The sequence below is a fragment of the Kitasatospora sp. NPDC001225 genome (assembly GCF_053597855.1).
Map to the genome: position 1 here is coordinate 26,581 of NZ_JBSFJC010000009.1, position 18,213 is coordinate 44,793.

Consider the following 18,213-nt stretch of genomic DNA (forward strand, 5'->3'; position numbering starts at 1 on the left):
ACCGGTTCCGACCACAGGAGGTGGTATCGGTGGCAACCCATATCCCGACGACGGGCATGGAGCACCATCCGGACATCGTCGAACTGCGCGAACGCTACGAGCGGGTCACCTCGACCCCCCGCGCCCAGGGCATCGAGGCCCTGGCCGTCCTGGCCGGCCTCTTCCTGGCGGCATCGCCGTGGATCGTCGGCTTCACCGCGTACAACACCCTGACCGTGACCTGCCTGATCGTCGGGCTGGCCTACACGGCTCTGATGGCCGGCTACGGGTCGGCCTACGAACGCACCCACGCGCGGGCCTGGGCGGCCGCCGCGCTCGGTGCCTGGACGATCATCTCCCCGTGGGTCGTCTCCGGGTCCGTCGCGCACGGCAAGAACATCGTGACCTGCGTCATCGTGGGCGCCGTGATGTTCCTGCTCGGCCTCGCGGCGATCTCGATGGCGACCATGACGTCGAACGGAGCATCGATGCGGCGCGGCCGGGCCGGTCGCGCCAAGGGCTGATCTTCCCCGCAGCCCGTGACCGGGGCGCGGAGGGCGCAACCGCCCGCCGCGCCCCGGCGCGCGTCCTCCGGCGAAGGCGAGGCCGGCGACCGGGACCAAGCCGTGTCACAGCCGCCGGCCGGCCCGGCCCGCTAGGGGTGCGTCATCCGCAGCACGTCCAGCGCCTCGTCCAGCTGCTCCACGGTGAGCCTGCCCTGTTCGACGTAGCCGCGCTCCAGCACCACCTGACGGATCGTCTTGCGTTCGGCCAGTGCCTGCTTGGCGACCTTCGCGGCCTCCTCGTACCCGATGTAGCGGTTCAGCGGGGTCACCACCGAGGGTGAGGACTCCGCGTACTCCCGGGCCCGTTCGACGTTGGCGGTGATGCCGTCCACCGTCCGGTCGGCCAGCAGCCGGGCGCTGTTGGCGAGCAGCCGCACCGACTCCAGGACGTTGCGGGCGAGCACCGGGAGCATCACGTTCAGCTCGAAGTTGCCGCTCGCGCCCGCCAGGGTGACCGTCGCGTCGTTTCCCACCACCTGGGCGGCGACCATCAGCACCACCTCGGGCAGCACCGGGTTCACCTTGCCCGGCATGATCGACGAACCCGGCTGGAGGTCCGGCAGGTTGATCTCGCCGAGCCCGGTGCGCGGACCGGAGCCCATCCACCGCAGGTCGTTCGCGATCTTCGTGAACCCGACCGCCACCGTGCGCAGTTGACCGCTCAGTTCGACCAGGGCGTCCCGCGCGCCCTGCGCCTCGAAGTGGTTCCTGGCCTCCGTCAGCGGCAGGTCGGTGGCGCGGGCGACCTCCGCGATGACGGCCTCCGGGAAGCCGGGCGGGGTGTTGATCCCGGTGCCCACCGCCGTGCCGCCGAGCGGGAGTTCGGCCACCCGGGGGAGGGTGGCCAGCAGCCGCTCCCGCCCGTGCCGTACCTGCGCCGCGTAGCCGCCGAACTCCTGGCCGAGCGTGACGGGCGTGGCGTCCATCAGGTGGGTGCGGCCCGACTTGACCACCCGGGCGAACTCGGCGGCCTTGCGCTCCAACGCCTCCGCGAGGTGCTCCAGCGCCGGGACCAGGTCGTGGGTGACGGCGCCGGTGGCGGCGATGTGGATCGAGGACGGGAAGACGTCGTTGGACGACTGGCTGGCGTTGACGTGGTCGTTCGGGTGGACCGGCCGGCCCAGCCGCTCCCCGGCCAGGGTGGCGATCACCTCGTTGGTGTTCATGTTGGACGAGGTGCCCGAGCCGGTCTGGAACACGTCCACCGGGAACTGGTCGTCCCAGCGCCCGTCCGCGACCTCCTCGGCCGCCGCCGCGATCGCCTCCGCCGTCTCCTCGTCCAGCACCCCGAGCCGGGCGTTCACCCGGGCGGCTGCCGCCTTGATCCGGGCCAGCGCGGCGATGTGCGCCCGCTCCAGCCGCTGACCGGACACCGGGAAGTTCTCCACCGCCCGCTGCGTCTGCGCCTGCCACTTCGCGTCGGCCGGTACCCGGACCTCGCCCATCGAGTCGTGCTCGATCCGGTACTCCTGCGGCTTCTCCTGCTGGCCACCCATCGCGCGCTGCACCTCCTGTACGGGCCCGACCGGGCCCGGAACGGATCTCCGATCACCACAGCCGCGAGCGGGGCCCGGGTATTTCCGGTGGGGGTGACCCGGTTTCCGGTTCTGGTCCCGGTTCGGGCCCGGCGCCTACGGCCGAGGCAGGCCGGTACGGGCCACCTCGGCGCGGACCAGCTCGCCCGGGGCGGTACCGGCCTGGGCGACGAGGCCGCCGCCCGGGGCCCAGACGCCGGAGCCGCCCGAGCTGTCCGGGTACTCGCCGGTGGCCCCGGCGCAGGTCGCGAGCACGCACCACACCCCGTGGGCGGCGGCCCGGTCGCGGACGTGGCCGTCCCGGCGCTCGGCCTGGGCGGCGCCGGGCCCGTAGAGGGTGGAGGCGACGTAGGCGTCGATGCCGAGCGCGGCGGTCTCCTCGGCGTGCGTCGGATCGGCGGCGTCCGCGCAGACGGCGAGGCCGAGCCGCAGACCGTCCAGCTCCAGGACGACGGGCTTCCCGCCCGGGGTGAAGCGCTCGACCTCGGCGCCGTGCAGGCGCATCTTCCGATAGACGACCTCGGCGCCCTCCCCGGTGACCGCCAGCGTGGCGATGGACTCGCGCCCGTCGGCCTCGACCACCGGCGCCCCGACCAGGGCGACGGCACCGGCTGCGGCGCAGGCCGCCACCAGCGGTGCGAGCCGGGCGTCCGCCGGGTCGACGGCCGGTGCGGCCAGGTCGTAGCCGGTCAGCGACAGCTCGGGGAACACCACCAGCCGGGTGCCCGCCTCCCGTACCGCCTCGGCGTGCAGGGCCACGTTCTCGGACACGGTGTCCGGACGGCCGGCGGCGGCGCAGACGGGCTGGGCGACGGCGACCGTCAGCGGCCCGGGCACGGGACGCGCGGGCACGGGCGGGTTCGCGGACGAGGGCATGGCGGGGCCTCCGGCGGGCGGGGTGGGGTGATCGCGATCAACCTATGCGCCCGCCGAGGAGCCGGGCAACAGAGTCCGGACGAGGAGCTGTGCAGGTGGACGGGGTTCCCGGGGCGGATCGGACCGATCTCACTCGAAGGAGTGAGATCCCCGGCGGGTGCTTCAAACGGCCGTACGCCCCTCCATACGCTCCAGACCGGGCCGGGCGGACTCCGGCCGGACCCGGATCGCCGCAGCTCGGCCCGGGGGGACCAGCGCGAAGGGGCGGACGGACGGATGACCACAGGACACGGCCAGAGGGGCGGAACGGGTGACGGGGCGACACCGGAGGGGATGACCCCCATGAATACCCGTATGAACGCCCAGGTGGACGCCGCTGCGGACGCCCCGACGGAGGCCTCCGCGGGCGCCCGGGCGCAGGCCCCGGTGAGAGCCTCGTCGGCGGCCCCGGCGGCCCCGGCGGCCCCGGCGGCCCCGGCGGGCCCGCGGAGGAGCACCACCGACGGCCTCACCCGCCGACAGCTGCTGGGCGCGTCGGCGGTGCTCGGCGGCGCGGCCTGGCTGCTGCGCGGCACCGTCGGCCCGGACAGCGCCGAGGCCGCCACGCCCGTACCGCCCGGGCTGCCCGCCGGCACCGAGCTCTACCAGCGGGTCTTCCAGAACTGGTCCGGCGAGATCCGCACCGACCAGCTGTGGACCTGCGCGCCGCGCACCCCCGAGGAGGTCCCGGCCCTCGCCGACTGGGCGCACGCCAACGGCTGGCGGCTGCGCGCCTCCGGCTACCGGCACACCTGGGCGCCGCTCACCGTCGCCGCCGGGACCCCGGAGAGCGCCCGGGTCCTGCTCGTGGACACCAGTCGGTACCTCACCGCCATCAGCGCCGACTCGCCCGGCACCGTCCGGGTGCAGACCGGCGCCACCATGGAGGCCCTGCTCGCGCACCTGGCCCAGCGCGGCCTCGGCCTGACCGCCTGCCCCGCCCCCGGCGAGCTCACCGTCGGCGGCGTGCTCGCCATCGGCGGCCACGGCACCGCCACCACGGCGGTCGGGGAGGCACGGCCGGAGGGGCACGGCTACGGCTCGGTCAGCAACCAGGTCGTCCGGCTCACCGCCGTCGTCCTCGACCCGGCCACCGGCCGCTACACCCTGCGCACCTTCGACCGCTCCGAGGCCGACAGCGCCGCCTTCCTGGTGCACCTGGGCCGCGCCTTCCTCACCGAGGTGGTGCTGCGGGCCGGCGCCGACCGCCCCTTGCGCTGCGTCAGCCGGCTCGACATCCCGGCGAGCGAGCTCTTCGCCCGCCCGGGCAGCGGCAGCGGCACCGGGACCGGCGGCGGGCTCGGCGGAGTGCTCGGGGGAGTGCTGGGCGGCGTCCTCGGCGGCGGGAGCGGCCCGCGCACGCTCGCCGAGTTCGTGGACCGCGACGGCCGGGTCGAGGCGATCTGGTTCGCCTACACCGAGTACCCCTGGCTCAAGACCTGGAGCGTCACCCCGAACAAGCCGCTCGGCTCCCTCTCCGTCGACCGCCCCTACAACTACCCTTTCTCGGACAGCATTCCGGAGCCGGTCGCCCGGCTCGCCGGGGAGATCGTCGCCGGCGCCTGGGCATCGGCCCCGCTGTTCGGCCAACTCCAGTACCTGGTCGCGAAGGTGGGGCTCACCGGCGACATCACGGACATCCTGCTCTCCGGCGACCTGCTGCGCCGGCTGCTCAGCGGCGAGGTGCTCACCCACCTGCTCGCCGGCGGACTGCACTCCGACCTCTGGGGCCCTTCCCGTGCCCTGCTCCAGTACGTCCGCCCGACCACCCTGCGGGTCACCGCCAACGGCTACGCGATCCTCACCAAGCGCGCCGACCTCCAGTGGGTGGTGAGCGAATTCGCCGCCTACTACCGGGAGTTGCTCGCCGCCTACCAGGCCCAGGGTGAGTTCCCGGTGAACGGCGCGGTGGAGATCCGGGTCACCGGCCTGGACGACCCGGCCGCCTCCGGCGTCCCCGGCGCCCGGCCCCCGCTGCTGTCCGCACTGCGCCCGCGCGCCGACCGTCCCGAGTGGGACACGGCGGTCTGGCTGGACGTCCTGGCCTTCCCCGGCACCCCCGGACTGGAGCGCTTCGCCCGGGAGTTGGAGCAGTGGCTGCTGCGCACCTTCGATGGCACCCGGGCGGGCCTGCGGGTCGAGTGGTCCAAGGGCTGGGCCTACACCGACGCCGCCGCCTGGTCCGACCCGGACATGATCGGCCGGGCCATCCCCGACAGCCTGCGGGCCGGTGGCGGGCCCGGCTGGGACGAGGCGGTCGCCGTCCTGGACCGCCACGACCCGCACCGGGTGTTCGGAAATCCCTTCCTGGACGGGCTGTTGAAGTAGTCCGTGCCCGCAAGGAGATGCTGACTGGTCGTCAGATGTGTTCCATGACGATCACCGCGAGGGTGTCCGGGGCCAGGGCGCGGAACACGTGCGGAGCGTCGCCCGGGTAGCTCACGTAGTCGCCCGGGCCCAGTTCCACCGGCGCCTCCGTCGGCCCGACCAGCGCCCGCCCGGCACCGATCAGCACGTGCTCGACGGTGCCGGGCATGTGCGGGTCGGAGGCCCTGGTCTCGCCCGGCTGCGCCTCGATCCGGTAGATGTCGCGCCGGGCGTTGGGCGGGCAGGAGGAGAGCACGGTGGCGGCGTAGTCGGCACGCTCGGAGTGGGTCACCGGGCCCTCGCCGACCCGGATCACCTTGACCACCGGGCGAGGCGGGTCGACCAGCCGGCTGAACGGCACGTTCAGCGCGACCCCGAGCGCCCAGAGCGTCTCCACGCTGGGGTTGCCCGCCCCCGACTCCAGCTGGGACAGGGTGGACTTGGCGATGCCCGCACGCCGGGCCAGCTCGGCCATCGACAGGCCGCTGCGCTCGCGCTCGCGCCGGATCGCGGCGGCGATCTGGCCGATCAGCTCGGTGCCGTTGCCGCCGGTGCCGCCGGTGCCGTTGCCGCCGGGGCGGTTGCCGGTGCCGCCGTCGGGGCCCGTGGCCGGGGTGGTCTGGTCACTCATGCTCGCCACTCACGCTTCCTCCTGGCCCCTTCCACGTCCACGGCTCCCGGTGCGGCCGATGCCGCCGTTCATGCTGCCACGGTCGGTCGCGCCGACCGTACCGACCGCGTCGGCCATCGTTCGCCGGATCGGTCCGCCTGTTCGCCTTGACGAACGAGGCTGGAGCGGTTCACTCTAATGAACATGCGTTCGCTACTCCGAACACTGGAGCGCGCCACCCTCCGGGACGTCGCTCTGGTCTGCCTGGCCGATGCCCTCGTCGGCGCCTCCTTCGGCGCGATCAGCGTCTCCGGCGGTCTGCCGCTCTGGGTGCCGGTCGCCCTCTCCGTCCTGGTGTTCGCGGGCGGCTCCCAGTTCGCGGCGGTCGGCGTGGTGCTCTCCGGCGGCGGCGCCCTCGCCGCGGTCGCCACCGGGCTGGTGCTCAACGCCCGACTGCTGCCCTTCGGCTTCACCGTGGCCGATGTGCTCGACGGCCCCTGGTGGCGGCGCCTGCTGGGCGCGCAGCTGCTCACCGACGAGACCGCCGCCTTCGCCCTGCAGCAGAACGAGCCGCGCCGACGCCGGGCCGTGTACTGGCTCTGCGGGATCGCGCTGTTCGTGGTCTGGAACGTCTCGGTGCTGCTCGGCGCGCTCGCGGGCGGGCTGCTCGGCGACACGGACGCGCTCGGCCTGGACGCCGCCTTCCCGGCGGTGCTGCTCGCCCTCGTCCTGCCCTCGCTCGTGGACCGCCGCATCCGTACGGCGGCGCTGGTGGGAGCGGTGGTCGCGGTCGCCGCCACGCCGTTCGTCCCGGCCGGGCTGCCGGTGCTGCTGGCCCTCGTCGGGCTGCTGTTCGCCGGACGGCCGGCGGCGGGGGAGGCGGCCCGGAGTGCCGCGGACGAGCAGAACGTGGAGAACGCGGTGGGCGGGGAGAGTGCCGTGAAGGGCGAGAAGGAGACGGTTCGATGATGCCGCTGTACGCCGTTCTGCTGCTCGCGGCTGGAACGTACGCCTACCGGCTCGCCGGGCCGCTGCTCGCCGGCCGGCTCGCCCTCTCGGAGCGACTGCGGCACCTGCTGGCCGTCGCGGCGACGGTGCTGCTCGTGGCCCTGGTCGCGACCGGCGCGCTGACCCAGGGGCACGGTTTCGCGGGGTGGGCCCGCCCGGCGGGCGTGCTGGCCGCAGGGGTGCTCGCGCTGCGCCGGGCACCGTTCCCGGTGGTGGTGGTCGCCGGTGCGGCGACGACGGCGGTGCTGCGGCTCTGCGGGGTGGGGTGACGGCTGACAGCTGACAGAGTTTGAAATCTGTTATCTGTCGGCTGTCATCTGTTCGCTGTCACCCGCCCTCCGTCACCCGTCCTCCGCGTCCCCCTCGGCCAGGCGCTCCGCCTGGACCTCCGGCCGCTCGCTGTCCCACAGCAGCTCCCACACCTTGAACACGCAGTGGTAGTCGCGCATGCTCCCCTGCGAGACCAGCAGGTAGGTGTCCCCGTCGCGGAGCAGCGTCCGCCGCCGGCTGTTGAACGGGTGCTGCGGGGTGTAGGAGGGGACGAGTCGCTTCAGCTCCTCGACGGCCTCCTCGCGGCTGCCCTCGACCTCGGCGAGCACCTTGCTGCCCCAGGTCCGGTCGTGCCCGGTGCCCACCGTCTCCTCCACGACCAGCGCCCAACGTGCCATGCCCTGCTCCCGTTCCGTTCCGATCCGCTGTGTTCCTCGGCCCGCCCGGCCCGCTTCGCCCGCCCGGCCCGTCGACCCGTCAGCGCGTCGGCGACTTGAAGAAGATGGTGGTCGGCCGGAGCACGCCCGCCGGGTCGGCCGCGAAGTCCGGCACCGAGCCGACCCGGGTCCAGCCCGCCCCCTCGTAGAGCCGCTCCGCCGGGCTCCCGGTCTCGGTGTCCAGTACCAGCAGCCGGATGCCCAGCTCCACCGCCCGTTCTTCCAGGGCCGTCAGCAGCCGTCCCGCCAGCCGGTGCCCGCGATCGGCGGGGTGCACCATCAGCTTGGCCACCTCGCCCCGGTGGCGGCCGTTCGCGGTGGTGGCGGGCCGCAGCTGCACCGTGCCGGCCAGCCGTCCGTCGGCCCGGTTCCGGGCGGTCCACAGCACCAGCCGGCCGGCCGCGAGGTCCGGGCCGAGCGCCCGCCACCACGTCCTGGCCTCGGCGGGCGCCAGCGGGGCGAGGAACCCGATCGAGGCGCCGCCGTGCACGGTCTCCACCAGGAGCCCGGCGAACTCCTCCGCCGAGTCGTCCAGCTCCTGGGCCGTCACCTCGCCGATCATGTACGCACCGTCGGACATGTCGCCATCCTCACTCGTTCGCGCCCGCCCACCGCTCGGCCGGGTGCGCGATACTCGCCGGTATTCCGCTGGTATTCCGCCGAGAGTACAAGGAGCTTCGATGACGAAGCCGACCCGGATCGACCCGTCCGACCTGCTCGCCGTCGGCGACCTGCTCTCGGACGAGGAGCGGCTGATCCGCGACACCGTCCGCCGGTTCACCGAGGAGCACATCCGCCCGCACATCGGCGACTGGTTCGAGCGCGGGGTCTTCCCGGTCCGCGAGCTGGCTCCCGAGCTCGGCGCCCTGGGCGTGCTCGGCATGCACCTCGACGGCTACGGCTGCGCGGGCGCCGACGCGGTGGCGTACGGGGTGGCCTGCATGGAGCTGGAGGCGGCCGACTCCGGGCTGCGCAGCTTCGTCTCCGTCCAGGGCTCGCTCGCCATGCGCTCGATCCACGCCTTCGGCTCCGAGGAGCAGAAGCAGCGCTGGCTGCCCGGCATGGCCGCCGGCGAACTGATCGGCTGCTTCGGCCTCACCGAGCCGGACTTCGGCTCCGACCCCGCCAACATGCGGACCCGGGCGGTGCGGAAGGGCGGTGAGGGCGGCGACTGGGTGCTGTCCGGCAGCAAGATGTGGATCACCAACGGCAGCATCGCCGACGTCGCCGTGGTCTGGGCGCAGACCGAGGAGGGCGTGCGCGGCTTCCTGGTCGAGCGCGGCACCCGCGGCCTGACCGCCACCGACGTGCACGGCAAGCTCTCGCTGCGCGCCTCCGTCACCAGCGAGCTGGCCTTCGACGAGGTGGTGCTGCCCGCCGACGCCGTGCTGCCCGGGGTGGTCGGCCTGCGCGGCCCGCTCTCCTCCCTCAACGAGGCCCGCTACGGCATCCTCTGGGGCACCGTCGGAGCCGCCCGCGACTGCTACACCGCCGCCCTGGACTACGCCAAGAGCCGGATCCAGTTCGACCGCCCGATCGCGGGCTTCCAGCTGACCCAGCAGAAGCTGGTCGAGATGATGCTGGAGGTCGAGAAGGCCTACCTGGTCGCGCTGCGGATCGGCCGGCTCAAGGAGCAGGGCGCGGCCCGCCCGCCGCACATCAGCTTCGGCAAGCTCAACAACGTCCGCACCGCGCTGGAGATCGCCCGCAGCGCCCGGACCGTCCTCGGCGCCAACGGCATCACCACCGAGTACCCGGTGCTGCGGCACGCCAACAACCTGGAGTCGGTGCTCACCTACGAGGGCACCAGTGAGATCCACACCCTGGTCCTCGGCGAGGCCATCACCGGCGAGTCCGCCTACCGCTGACGGGCCGCCGCCCGCCCTCCCGGCCCGGGAAAACCGGTGGCCGGGCCCGTCGCGGCCCGGCTACCGTCCCTGCCATGACCAGCCGGTACGTCCCGAAGCGGCCCCCGACCACCACCCTCTGGCGCCCCACCGGCCCGGAGGAGCTGGCCCTGGTCGAGGCCGCCGACCGGCGCGCCTGGCCGCCCCGTCTGCCCGAGCAGCCGATCTTCTACCCCGTCCTCAACGAGGACTACGCGATCCGGATCGCCCGGGACTGGAACGTGCCCGCCTCCGGCGTCGGCTACGTCACCCGCTTCGAGGTCGACACCGCCTTCCTCGCCCGCTACCCCGTCCAGCGGGCGGGCGGCCGGACGATCCTCGAACTCTGGGTGCCCGCTGAGGAGTTGGCCGAGTTCAACCGGCACATCGTCGGCCGCATCGAGGTGGTCCACGAGTTCCGCCCGCAGTCGTGACCCGCCCCGCCGCCGGCAGCCCCGACCTGCCCCGCCGTCCGTAGCGCCGACCTGCCGCCTCCCCGCCTGCAGCCCAGTCGCCCGGAGCCCGCCGCCCGGAGCCCGCGGCGTCGGCACGGTCGGCGGGGCGGCCCGTTCCGTACGGTCCCCGTCGGCCGCGGACCGCCCCGGCGGCTTCCCGGCGCTCTTCCGACACCTCGTGGACACCCAGCGTTCGATGAGGTGACGCCGACCGGTACGGCGGTCGGTGGAGCATGGCGCGGTCGGCGGCGCCCTCGGCGGGCGCGGCCGGGTGCGCACGACCGAGAGGAACGCCCCATGTCCGCTGCCCAGTGGCCCCGCCCCCGCGTGCTCGTCGTCGGGATCGACGGTGTCCGCCACGACTACCTGGCGCAGGTGCCGATGCCGCGCCTGGAGGAGGTCGCCGCGGCCGGGTTCCTGGTGCCGGTCACCGTCGCGGACGGCACGCCCACCATGTCCGGGCCGTGCTGGACCACCATCGTGACCGGGGTCGAGCCCGCCAAGCACGGGGTCTGGGGCAACCACCTGGGCGGCAACCGGCTCGACGTGTTCCCCGACTTCGCCACCCGCCTCGCCCGGGGCGACCGGCGCCGCACCTTCGTCGCGGCCGGCTGGGACCCGCTGATGATCAACGAGTCCGGCGGCCCGCTGTTCCGCGCCCCCGGCCGGCTCTCCTACGTGGCCCCCGCCGAGGACACCCCCGAGGCCTGGGAGGCGGTGGACGAGGAGGTCGTCCGGGAGGCCGTCCACGTCCTCGGCGCCGCCGACCCCGAGGCCTCCTTCGTCTACCTCGGCGCCGTCGACGAGACCGCCCACTTCCTGGGCTGCGGCGACGAGTACCGCGCCTCCATGCGCACCGCCGACGAGCGCCTCGGCCGCCTCCTCGACGCCGTCCGCGGCCGGGCGACCTACACCGAGGAGCAGTGGACGGTCATCGTCGTCACCGACCACGGGCACGTGGACGCCGGCGGCCACGGCGGCCGTACGGTCGAGGAGCGGACGGCCTGGGTCGCCTGCGCCGGGCACGGCATCCCGGCCGGCCCGCCCACCGGCGAGATCCGCCACCCGGACGTCGCCGCGCAGGTGTACGCCTCCCTGCTGCGCCCGATCGACCCGCACTGGACCCTCGACGGCCGCCCGTTCCCGCTGGCCAGGCCGGTGCCGGCGGCGGTCTGAGCGACGGGCGGTCCGCGATCCGGGGGTACCGGTGCCCCCGGGTGCAGCAGGCCGGGCTGCGGCGGCGCCGGGCTTGAGCGAGGCTCGACCGGGGCTCGGGCCGCGCTCGACCCGGGCGTGCCGGCCTGGGCGCCGGAGCGGCACGCGTCCGAGACCGCGGGGCCCCGGACCTGCGGGCCTCAGGGTCCCTGCCGAAGGACATACGCCTGAAGGTGGAGAAGGTACCCCGTGGGTTGGAGACAAGATCGCGACCTGGTGGTGACGATCCGACGGGTCGGGACGGGCCACGATGGTTGCACCGGACGGTGGAGCACGCCGACCGGGTCGGCGACGCGGACCTGAGCGGCCGCCGGCGGCGGAGACGAGCGGTCGGCGACGGCCGCACCGGTCACGACACGGAGAGGACAGCCGGGCATGAAGGGCATCGTGAGCAAGGTCGCGCTGGGAGTCGCTGGTACCGGCATGGCCGTCGCCGTGGCGGCCGTGGCAATCGGCCCGCGGGTGTCCGACTGGTACGACGAGCACCACCAGCAGCAGGGCTCGTACGAGACCGGCACCCAGGCCAAGGCCGACCGCCGGTCGATGCCGACCTGGCTGCCCGACAACGCCTCCGGGGTGAAGTACCTGATGTCCACCAGGGGCGACGACCGCCTGCTGCGCGCCACCCTCCCGGAGGAGCGGCTGCCCGTCGGCTGCACCGCCGGGCAGCCGGGCAAGAGCGCGCACCCGGTGCCGGAGTCGCTCAAGGCCGGCTGGTTCCCCGAGGGCGTCGCGACCAAGGTCATCGGCACCTGCGGGTACTACAACGTGGCGCTGACCGGCAACCAGCTCTACGCGTGGCAGGACGGCGCGGCGGTTCAGGCGGCGCTGCGCGCCGAGCACGTCGCCAAGCGCTGAGTCCGGCGGGGAACCCGAGTACTCCTGAGCACTCCCGGGAACCCCTGAACACCTCTGAGCACTCCTGGTCGCCGCGACCGGGGAACGGAACGGCCCGCCGGGCACCGGAAGGTGCGGGTGGGCCGTCGCCGTGTGCGGGCCGGAAACGGGCGGCGGACGATCCGCCCGGCGCACCCCCGCAGCCGGACAGCACGTACCCCCGCTGTCGGAACCGGACCGTGCTGCGGTAGGACGGAGCGCGAACGAACCCCACGTCGCCCGTCCGTAAGGAGAACCATGCCCGGCCCGACCGTCGGCCCCACCGACGACACGTCGACCGCTGCCGCCACCACCGCCGCCCCCGCATCCGTCGCCGCACCCGCCACCGGCCAGACCCGTCCCGGCTGGGCCGTGATCGCCGCCCTCGGCGGCCTCACCGCGCTCGGTCCGCTCACCACCGACCTCTACCTGCCGGGCCTGCCCGCGATCGCCGACGACCTGGTCGCCCAGCCGGCCGCCGTCCAGCTCACCCTGACCTTCTCGATGTTCGGGGTCGCCGCCGGGCAGCTGCTCTTCGGGCCGCTCAGCGACCGCTATGGGCGCCGGGTGCCGCTGCTCGCCGGGCTCGTCCTCTACACCCTGTCCAGTGTGGTGTGCGTGTTCGCGCCGAACCTGGCCGTGCTGATCGCCGCCCGCTTCGTCCAGGGCGCGGCCGGCTCCGCCGGGCTGGTGATCGGACGCGCCGTCTCCCGGGACCGCTTCCAGGGCGTCGCGCTGCTGCGCTTCCTCGCCTCGATCGCCCTGATATCCGGGCTGGCGCCGATCCTCGCGCCGATCATCGGCGCGCAGCTGATGCGGTTCACCTCGTGGCGCGGCACCTTCGGCGTGCTGACGGCGCTCGGGCTGCTGCTCACCCTGGTCTCGTTCGGGGTGCTGCGCGAGACGCTGCCGCCGGAGACCCGGGACCGCGGCGGGGTGGGCGCGACCCTGCGGACGATGGGACGGCTGCTGGGCAACCTGCCGTTCCTCGGGCTGGCGCTGACCAGCTCCCTCGCCTTCGGGGCGCTGTTCGGCTACATCAGCGGGTCGTCGACGGTGCTCCAGCACGTGTACCAGGTCTCGCCGCAGACCTACAGCCTGCTGTTCGGGCTGAACTCGTTCGCGATCGTGGTGATGACCCAGGTGAACGGGCGCGTACTGGCGCCGCGCTTCACTCAGCGGGTGCTGATGCTGGGCAGCCTCGCGGCGGCGGTCGCCGCCGGGGTGGCGCTGGTGCTGCTGACCACGGTGTGGGACTTCGGACTGGCCGGGTTCTGCCCGCCGCTGTTCGTGATGATGGGCAGCCTGGGCGTGCTGCTGCCGAACACCGCCGCCCAGGCGCTCGGCCTGGTCGAGCCGCAGGTGGCGGGTACCGCGTCGGCGCTGCTCGGGACGGGCAACTTCCTGTGCGCCGCGGTGGTCGCGCCGCTGAGCAGCCTCGGCGGTCAGCCGTCGGCGGTGCTGCTGGCGCTGGTGGTCCTGGTCTGCGGGGTGCTCGCGACGGTGGTCTACCTGGCGCTGTGCCGACCGGAGCGGATGCGGGCGGCGGCGGGGGGCTGACGGGAGACGGGCGGCAGGCCGCGGCCGGACGACTGACGGCGGACGGATGACAGCGAACGGGTAACAACGAACAGAAGACGGATGACAGCTGACAGATGTTGAAATCTGTCAGCTGTCATCCGTTATCCGTTACTCGTCAACCGTCATTCGTCGCCTGGGGCGGTCTCAGGCGATGGAGAAGTCATCCCCGTACACGTTGCCCTGGCCGTACCAGCCGTGCAGGTACACGGAGACGGTGCCGTTGGCGCCGGTGGTGAAGGGAACGGACACCTTGGTCCAGCCGGAGGAGTTGGCCCACGCACTGGCGGTGGCGCCGCCGTTGACGCCGATGTAGGCGTAGTTGCCCTGCACCCAACCGCTCAGGGTGTAGCTGGTGTTGGGCTTCAGCGTGACGGTCTGCGCGCACTCGCCGGTCTGGGCGGCGGTGGCCGCGGCCTGGAGGGCCTTGGTGCCGGAGTGGACCGGGGTGGAGACCACGGCGCCGCCGCTCTGGCAGGTCCACGGGGCCAGGCTGCCGCTCTCCAGGTCGCCGTTGACCAGGCCGGTGGTCGGCGTGGTCCCGGTGACGGTCAGCGTGTAGGACGCGATGTGGTTGCCGGAGGCCCCGGTGGCGCTGATGCCCAGCGGGTAGGTGCCCGGAGTCACGGCCGAGCTGGTGGAGATGTTCAGGGTGGCGCTGTTGCCGGCGGTGACGCTGCCGGGGGTGATGGTGGCGGTGATGCCGGGGACGGGCTGGCTGACGACCGCGAGGTTGAGGTTCTGCGCCGAGCCGGCGGTGACCGCCGTCGAGATGGTCGCCGAGACGGACGAACCAGCCGCGACCGTACCGGAGTTCGGGTTCACGGCGACCGAGAAGTCATTGCCGGGCTGGGTGCCGGTGACGGTCAGGGTGAAGGTGCCGGTGTGGCTGCCGGAGGCCGCCGAGCCGGTGACCGTGATCGGGTAACTCCCGGGCGTCACCGAGGAGGTGGTGGAGATGTTCAGCGTGGCGCTGTTGCCGGCGGTGACGCTGCCGGGGGTGACGGTGGCGGTGACGCCGGCCGGGGCGCCGCTGACCGTGAGGTTGACGCTCTGCGCGGAGCCCGCCGTCACGGCCGTCGCGATGGTGGCCGAGGTGGACGAACCGGCCGCGACCGTGGCGGAGTTCGGGCTGGCCGACACCGAGAAGTCGTTGCTCACCGTCGAGCCGCTGGTGAACGGCGCGAAGACGTGGGTGAAGTCCCAGGTGTTCTGGGCGATCCCGGAGCAGTTGTCGTTGCCGGCCGTGCCCGGGCAGCCGCCGTTGTCGCGCTGGAGGGCCCAGAAGGACAGCGTGTTGATGCCCTTGGAGACCGCCCAGTTGTACACGGTGGTGGCGTTGGCCAGGGTGAAGGTCTCGGCCGGACCGAAGTCGTCGACACCGATCATCTCGGTGATCCCGATCGAACCCCACAGCTGGGCGGGGGTCTTGGACGGGTAGAGCTTGGCGAGCTGGTTGTAGAGGCCCTGCGCGGAGGTCTGGGTGTCGGCCGCCATGTCGTGGGCGGCGTTGTCGTAGTAGTCGAAGGTCATCATGTTGACGACATCGATCCGCGCGTTGTTGCTGACCGCGTTCTTCAGCACCGCGAGACCGCTGCTGGCCAGCCCGGAGGTGGTGGTGGGCAGCGTGTAGGAGAACTGGATGTTCCGCCCGTTGGCGGCGGCCCAGTCCTGCACGAGCTTGATGGCCTTGTTGCGGCGGTCGATCCCGGCGGTGTTGGTCAGCGAGTTGTCCTCGATGTCGAGGTCGATCCGGCTGACGTCGTAGGTGGTGATCACGTTCTGGAAGGCGGCCGCGATCTGGTTGACGTCGGTGCAGCTGTCGGCGATCTCGGTGCCGGTGTTGTCGGCGGTGTAGCCGCCGAAGGACGGGATCACGTCCCCGCCGTTGGCGCGGATGGTCGCGATGTCCGCACCGAACGTGGAGGAGGACACCGGCTTGGAGGTGTCGCCGTTCCAGTACGGCGTGCAGGAGCCCTTGGTGGCGGCCTGGAGGAACGCCATGGTCAGGTGCTTGGCGCCGGACTGCGCGGCCAGCTGGGCCGGGCTCTGGCCGGTCCAGGACTCGAAGTAGGGGGCGAAGACCCGGCTGGGGAGCGGGGTGGCGGCCTGGGCGGAGCTCGTCCCGGCGGCGACCAGGCCGGCCGAGGCGGCCAGCGTGGCGCAGGCCGTCAACACGGCCTGGACTGTTCGGCGGAGGCGCATGAATTCTCCAACAGACTTGGTGGGGCAGGACGTTGGGGAGGTGCGATCGGTCCGGGTGGGGCGGCCGTGTGGGGTCGGCGGCGGCCCCGGGACCGGGTCGGAACCGGGAGTACGGGGAAGTGCGGGGGCGTGCGGGCGTGCGAAGGCCCACCGACTCGCGTGGACGCGGGCGGCGTGCGGAAGCGCGCGCCGTACGGAGCGGGGGTGGAGCGGAGCATGGCAGGGCATGGCAGTGCCTCAGCCGCCGGTGGTCACACCCCCACAGTGCATCCCGGTCGGATCGACATGCTTATGTTTGGACTAGACCACTGGTCTGTCAAGAGTCCTAACAGTTCGTCAGCACACGGCCCGCGCGACGGAAGGGGGGCGGACCGGCGTCGGGACGGGTGGGCCGCCGGTGGGGCCCGCCGGGGGGCGTCGCACGCTCCGGGCGGCGGTGAGGGGGCGGTGCCGGGCGGCGGTGAGGGGCACCGGAAACGAGAAGACCGTGGCCGCGCACCCGGAAAGGGGCGCGGCCACGGCAGCCCGGCGCTCAGGACACCGGGCGGATCATGGTGCTGCGGACCAGCGGATCGGCAGGTCAGCGGGACGGCGGGCAGAGCGTGGCGAGCAGCGCGTCGTTGATCTTCGTGGCGGTGTCCGGCCCGAAGCCCTGCGGGTGGTCGGCGGAGGTGAAGCGCTGGTTGGCCAGGTCCGCCAGCTTCTGCTTGTCCTTGGGGAACTGGTACATCGACTGGCACTGGTTGCGCGCCCGGTCCACGGCCTGGTCCGGCTTGCCACCGACGATCGCCGGGTCGATCGCGTCCAGCGCGGAGACCAGCTTGGCCGTCACGTCGGTGCCCGGCTTGGCGGGCAGTCCGGCGTCGGCGGGCGGCGCGGGCTTGGACGGTGCGGGGGCTCCCGAGGCGCCGGCGTCGGGGGCGGGCGCGCCGGTGCCGCCGTCGGCGGTGGGGGCGGCCGAGTCGGACCCGGGGGCCGCGGGCGTCGTCGCCGCGGGCGTGGCGGCGTCGGAGGGCGCGGTGGCCGAGGCGGCGGGGGCGGTGGGGGAGCCGGCCGCGGAGGTGGCCTTGCCCGAGTCCGATCCGGAGCTGGAGCAGGCAGCGAGGCTCACCGCGGCGAGTGCCGTGAGGGTGGCGGCGAGGAGACGAGTGCGCATGGCGCCCAGACTGTCATGTTCGCGCCGCAGAAGGGAAGGTCCCTTCAGTGGTCGGAAAGCACCTGGAACGCACCCGTGAGCGCACCTGTGAGCGCACACGCGAGCGCACCCGGAAAGCCCCGGGACGGTGCCCCCGGAACGGCGGACGGCGGCCCGGAGGAGCTTCCTCCGGGCCGCCGCGTTCACGCTCCACGGCCGCCGGGCCGGATCGCCGTCAGCCGAGGCCGTTGGACTTCAGCCAGTCCTTGGCGACCGCCGACGGGTCCTCCTTGTCCACCGACACGCGCTTCATCAGCGCCACCAGCCCGGCCGTGTCGAGCTTGGCCGACACCGCGTTGAGCGCCGCCGTCGCGGTCGCGTCCACGCCCGCCTTGTTGACCAGCGGGGTGACGTTCTGGGCGCCGAAGATGTTCTTCGGGTCGGCCAGCGGGACCAGCTTGTACTGGACGATCTTCGGGTCGGTGGTGAACACGTTGCCGACCTGGATGCTGCCGTCCTTGAGCGCGTTCGCGGTGGCGTCGCCGGTGGGCTTCCACTCCTTGAAGGTCAGCCCGTAGACGTCCTTGAGCTGCTGCTCGCGGCGGCTCTTGAACTCCGGCGGCCCGCCGATGGTGTACTCGCCGGCCTTGGCGGCGAGGTCGGCGATGCTCTTGAGGTTGTCCTTGTCGGCCGTCTCCTGGGTGAGGCTGAGCGAGTCCTTGTCCTCGGCCGGGGAGGACTCGAGGATGCCCAGCGTGGCGGGCAGCGTCTTGGCGAGCTCCGCGTTCACGTCCTGGGTGGTGACGGCGGTGGACTTGGCGTCCAGGTAGGCGAGCAGCGAGCCGTTGTACTCCGGCAGGACGGTGAGGTTGCCGCTCTGCAACTGCCCGTAGAGCACCTCGCGGCTGCCGATGTTGAACTTCTCCTGGACCTTCACGCCCTTGGCCTTGAGCGCCTGCGAGTAGATCGACCCGAGCAGGACGTTCTCCGGGAAGTTGGCCGAGCCGACCACCACGGTCGAGCCGGACCCGCCCGCGCCGCCCGTGGCGGCCGAGGCGCTCGAACCCCCGTCGAGCGGGTTGCCGCCGGAGGAGCCGCAGGCGGTGGCGCCGAGGGTGAGCGCGGCGAGGGTGCCGAGGGCGGCGACGCGGCGGCTTCGGTTGATTGTCGACATGG

17 protein-coding genes are annotated in these 18,213 nt (G+C 73.4%); 9 read left to right on the plus strand and 8 right to left on the minus strand.

The window, feature by feature from the left end:
* Positions 1-29: 29 nt before the first annotated feature.
* Positions 30-503, plus strand: a complete 474-nt coding sequence (locus ACWDCZ_RS04950; RefSeq protein WP_310593178.1) for an SPW repeat protein — start codon at positions 30-32, stop codon at positions 501-503.
* Positions 504-634: 131 nt separating this feature from the next.
* Here the strand turns inward: ACWDCZ_RS04950 and ACWDCZ_RS04955 are convergent, their stop codons facing one another.
* Complete coding sequence (locus ACWDCZ_RS04955) at positions 635-2,041, minus strand: class II fumarate hydratase (RefSeq protein ID WP_380737499.1); 1,407 nt, start codon at positions 2,039-2,041, stop codon at positions 635-637.
* A 135-nt stretch (positions 2,042-2,176) separates the two neighbouring features.
* The gene (locus ACWDCZ_RS04960) at positions 2,177-2,956 is read right to left on the minus strand and encodes a carbon-nitrogen hydrolase family protein (RefSeq protein ID WP_449815216.1); all 780 of its coding nucleotides are present in this window, start codon (positions 2,954-2,956) and stop codon (positions 2,177-2,179) included.
* Positions 2,957-3,298: 342 nt separating this feature from the next.
* On the opposite strand from ACWDCZ_RS04960, the gene ACWDCZ_RS04965 reads away from it, so the two are divergent.
* Positions 3,299-5,323, plus strand: coding sequence for a cholesterol oxidase substrate-binding domain-containing protein (locus ACWDCZ_RS04965; protein WP_449815217.1), 2,025 nt, complete (start codon positions 3,299-3,301; stop codon positions 5,321-5,323).
* 31 nt (positions 5,324-5,354) lie between these two features.
* Here the strand turns inward: ACWDCZ_RS04965 and ACWDCZ_RS04970 are convergent, their stop codons facing one another.
* Positions 5,355-6,002, minus strand: a complete 648-nt coding sequence (locus ACWDCZ_RS04970) for a helix-turn-helix domain-containing protein (protein ID WP_449815218.1) — start codon at positions 6,000-6,002, stop codon at positions 5,355-5,357.
* A 174-nt stretch (positions 6,003-6,176) separates the two neighbouring features.
* Here ACWDCZ_RS04970 and ACWDCZ_RS04975 point away from each other — a divergent pair, with 174 nt between their 5' ends.
* Together ACWDCZ_RS04975 and ACWDCZ_RS04980 are read left to right on the plus strand one after the other, a co-directional pair.
* Complete coding sequence (locus ACWDCZ_RS04975; RefSeq protein WP_449815219.1) at positions 6,177-6,941, plus strand: AzlC family ABC transporter permease; 765 nt, start codon at positions 6,177-6,179, stop codon at positions 6,939-6,941.
* Positions 6,941-7,249 carry an AzlD domain-containing protein gene (locus ACWDCZ_RS04980; RefSeq protein WP_369808302.1) on the plus strand — a complete coding sequence of 103 codons (309 nt, stop codon included), beginning with the start codon at positions 6,941-6,943 and terminating at the stop codon, positions 7,247-7,249. The genes ACWDCZ_RS04975 and ACWDCZ_RS04980 overlap by 1 nt, the downstream gene beginning before the upstream one ends.
* 72 nt (positions 7,250-7,321) lie before the next feature.
* Here the strand turns inward: ACWDCZ_RS04980 and ACWDCZ_RS04985 are convergent, their stop codons facing one another.
* Positions 7,322-7,648, minus strand: a complete 327-nt coding sequence (locus ACWDCZ_RS04985) for a hypothetical protein (protein ID WP_074004216.1) — start codon at positions 7,646-7,648, stop codon at positions 7,322-7,324.
* A 79-nt stretch (positions 7,649-7,727) separates the two neighbouring features.
* Positions 7,728-8,267, minus strand: a complete 540-nt coding sequence (locus tag ACWDCZ_RS04990) for a GNAT family N-acetyltransferase (protein ID WP_416873110.1) — start codon at positions 8,265-8,267, stop codon at positions 7,728-7,730.
* Between the two features lie 100 nt (positions 8,268-8,367).
* On the opposite strand from ACWDCZ_RS04990, the gene ACWDCZ_RS04995 reads away from it, so the two are divergent.
* The 5 genes from ACWDCZ_RS04995 (at position 8,368) to ACWDCZ_RS05015 (ending at position 13,679) form a co-directional block, all read left to right on the plus strand.
* Positions 8,368-9,555, plus strand: coding sequence for an acyl-CoA dehydrogenase family protein (locus ACWDCZ_RS04995; RefSeq protein WP_049652265.1), 1,188 nt, complete (start codon positions 8,368-8,370; stop codon positions 9,553-9,555).
* A 74-nt stretch (positions 9,556-9,629) separates the two neighbouring features.
* Positions 9,630-10,007, plus strand: a complete 378-nt coding sequence (locus ACWDCZ_RS05000; protein WP_449815220.1) for an ADP-ribosylation/crystallin J1 — start codon at positions 9,630-9,632, stop codon at positions 10,005-10,007.
* A gap of 318 nt (positions 10,008-10,325) precedes the next feature.
* Positions 10,326-11,204, plus strand: coding sequence for an alkaline phosphatase family protein (locus ACWDCZ_RS05005; protein ID WP_449815221.1), 879 nt, complete (start codon positions 10,326-10,328; stop codon positions 11,202-11,204).
* A gap of 414 nt (positions 11,205-11,618) precedes the next feature.
* Positions 11,619-12,101 (plus strand): hypothetical protein, encoded by a 483-nt coding sequence (locus ACWDCZ_RS05010; protein ID WP_049657923.1) that lies wholly within the window; start codon positions 11,619-11,621, stop codon positions 12,099-12,101.
* Positions 12,102-12,377: 276 nt separating this feature from the next.
* The gene (locus tag ACWDCZ_RS05015; protein ID WP_049657919.1) at positions 12,378-13,679 is read left to right on the plus strand and encodes a multidrug effflux MFS transporter; all 1,302 of its coding nucleotides are present in this window, start codon (positions 12,378-12,380) and stop codon (positions 13,677-13,679) included.
* Between the two features lie 165 nt (positions 13,680-13,844).
* On the opposite strand, the gene ACWDCZ_RS05020 is transcribed toward ACWDCZ_RS05015, so the two are convergent.
* The 3 genes from ACWDCZ_RS05020 to ACWDCZ_RS05030 form a co-directional block, all read right to left on the minus strand.
* Positions 13,845-15,902: a glycosyl hydrolase family 18 protein gene (locus ACWDCZ_RS05020; protein ID WP_416873107.1), complete on the minus strand. Its 2,058-nt coding sequence runs from the start codon at positions 15,900-15,902 to the stop codon at positions 13,845-13,847.
* Positions 15,903-16,482: 580 nt separating this feature from the next.
* Entirely contained in the window at positions 16,483-17,058 is a 576-nt protein-coding gene (locus tag ACWDCZ_RS05025; protein WP_449815222.1) for a hypothetical protein, read from the minus strand.
* 214 nt (positions 17,059-17,272) lie between these two features.
* Entirely contained in the window at positions 17,273-18,211 is a 939-nt protein-coding gene (locus ACWDCZ_RS05030; RefSeq protein ID WP_449815223.1) for an ABC transporter substrate-binding protein, read from the minus strand.
* Positions 18,212-18,213: the final 2 nt, after the last annotated feature.

What these genes read in the sequence shown, in the direction of transcription:
- ACWDCZ_RS05015 (WP_049657919.1), top strand. Translation starts at nt 12,378, where the DNA reads ATGCCCGGCCCGACCGTCGGCCCCACCGACGACACGTCGACCGCTGCC.
- ACWDCZ_RS05020 (WP_416873107.1), bottom strand. Translation starts at nt 15,902, where the DNA reads ATGCGCCTCCGCCGAACAGTCCAGGCCGTGTTGACGGCCTGCGCCACG.
- ACWDCZ_RS04980 (WP_369808302.1), top strand. Translation starts at nt 6,941, where the DNA reads ATGCCGCTGTACGCCGTTCTGCTGCTCGCGGCTGGAACGTACGCCTAC.
- ACWDCZ_RS05025 (WP_449815222.1), bottom strand. Translation starts at nt 17,058, where the DNA reads ATGCGCACTCGTCTCCTCGCCGCCACCCTCACGGCACTCGCCGCGGTG.
- ACWDCZ_RS05030 (WP_449815223.1), bottom strand. Translation starts at nt 18,211, where the DNA reads ATGTCGACAATCAACCGAAGCCGCCGCGTCGCCGCCCTCGGCACCCTC.
- ACWDCZ_RS04995 (WP_049652265.1), top strand. Translation starts at nt 8,368, where the DNA reads ATGACGAAGCCGACCCGGATCGACCCGTCCGACCTGCTCGCCGTCGGC.
- ACWDCZ_RS05005 (WP_449815221.1), top strand. Translation starts at nt 10,326, where the DNA reads ATGTCCGCTGCCCAGTGGCCCCGCCCCCGCGTGCTCGTCGTCGGGATC.
- ACWDCZ_RS04965 (WP_449815217.1), top strand. Translation starts at nt 3,299, where the DNA reads ATGAATACCCGTATGAACGCCCAGGTGGACGCCGCTGCGGACGCCCCG.
- ACWDCZ_RS04960 (WP_449815216.1), bottom strand. Translation starts at nt 2,956, where the DNA reads ATGCCCTCGTCCGCGAACCCGCCCGTGCCCGCGCGTCCCGTGCCCGGG.
- ACWDCZ_RS05000 (WP_449815220.1), top strand. Translation starts at nt 9,630, where the DNA reads ATGACCAGCCGGTACGTCCCGAAGCGGCCCCCGACCACCACCCTCTGG.
- ACWDCZ_RS04955 (WP_380737499.1), bottom strand. Translation starts at nt 2,041, where the DNA reads ATGGGTGGCCAGCAGGAGAAGCCGCAGGAGTACCGGATCGAGCACGAC.
- ACWDCZ_RS04975 (WP_449815219.1), top strand. Translation starts at nt 6,177, where the DNA reads ATGCGTTCGCTACTCCGAACACTGGAGCGCGCCACCCTCCGGGACGTC.
- ACWDCZ_RS05010 (WP_049657923.1), top strand. Translation starts at nt 11,619, where the DNA reads ATGAAGGGCATCGTGAGCAAGGTCGCGCTGGGAGTCGCTGGTACCGGC.
- ACWDCZ_RS04990 (WP_416873110.1), bottom strand. Translation starts at nt 8,267, where the DNA reads ATGTCCGACGGTGCGTACATGATCGGCGAGGTGACGGCCCAGGAGCTG.
- ACWDCZ_RS04985 (WP_074004216.1), bottom strand. Translation starts at nt 7,648, where the DNA reads ATGGCACGTTGGGCGCTGGTCGTGGAGGAGACGGTGGGCACCGGGCAC.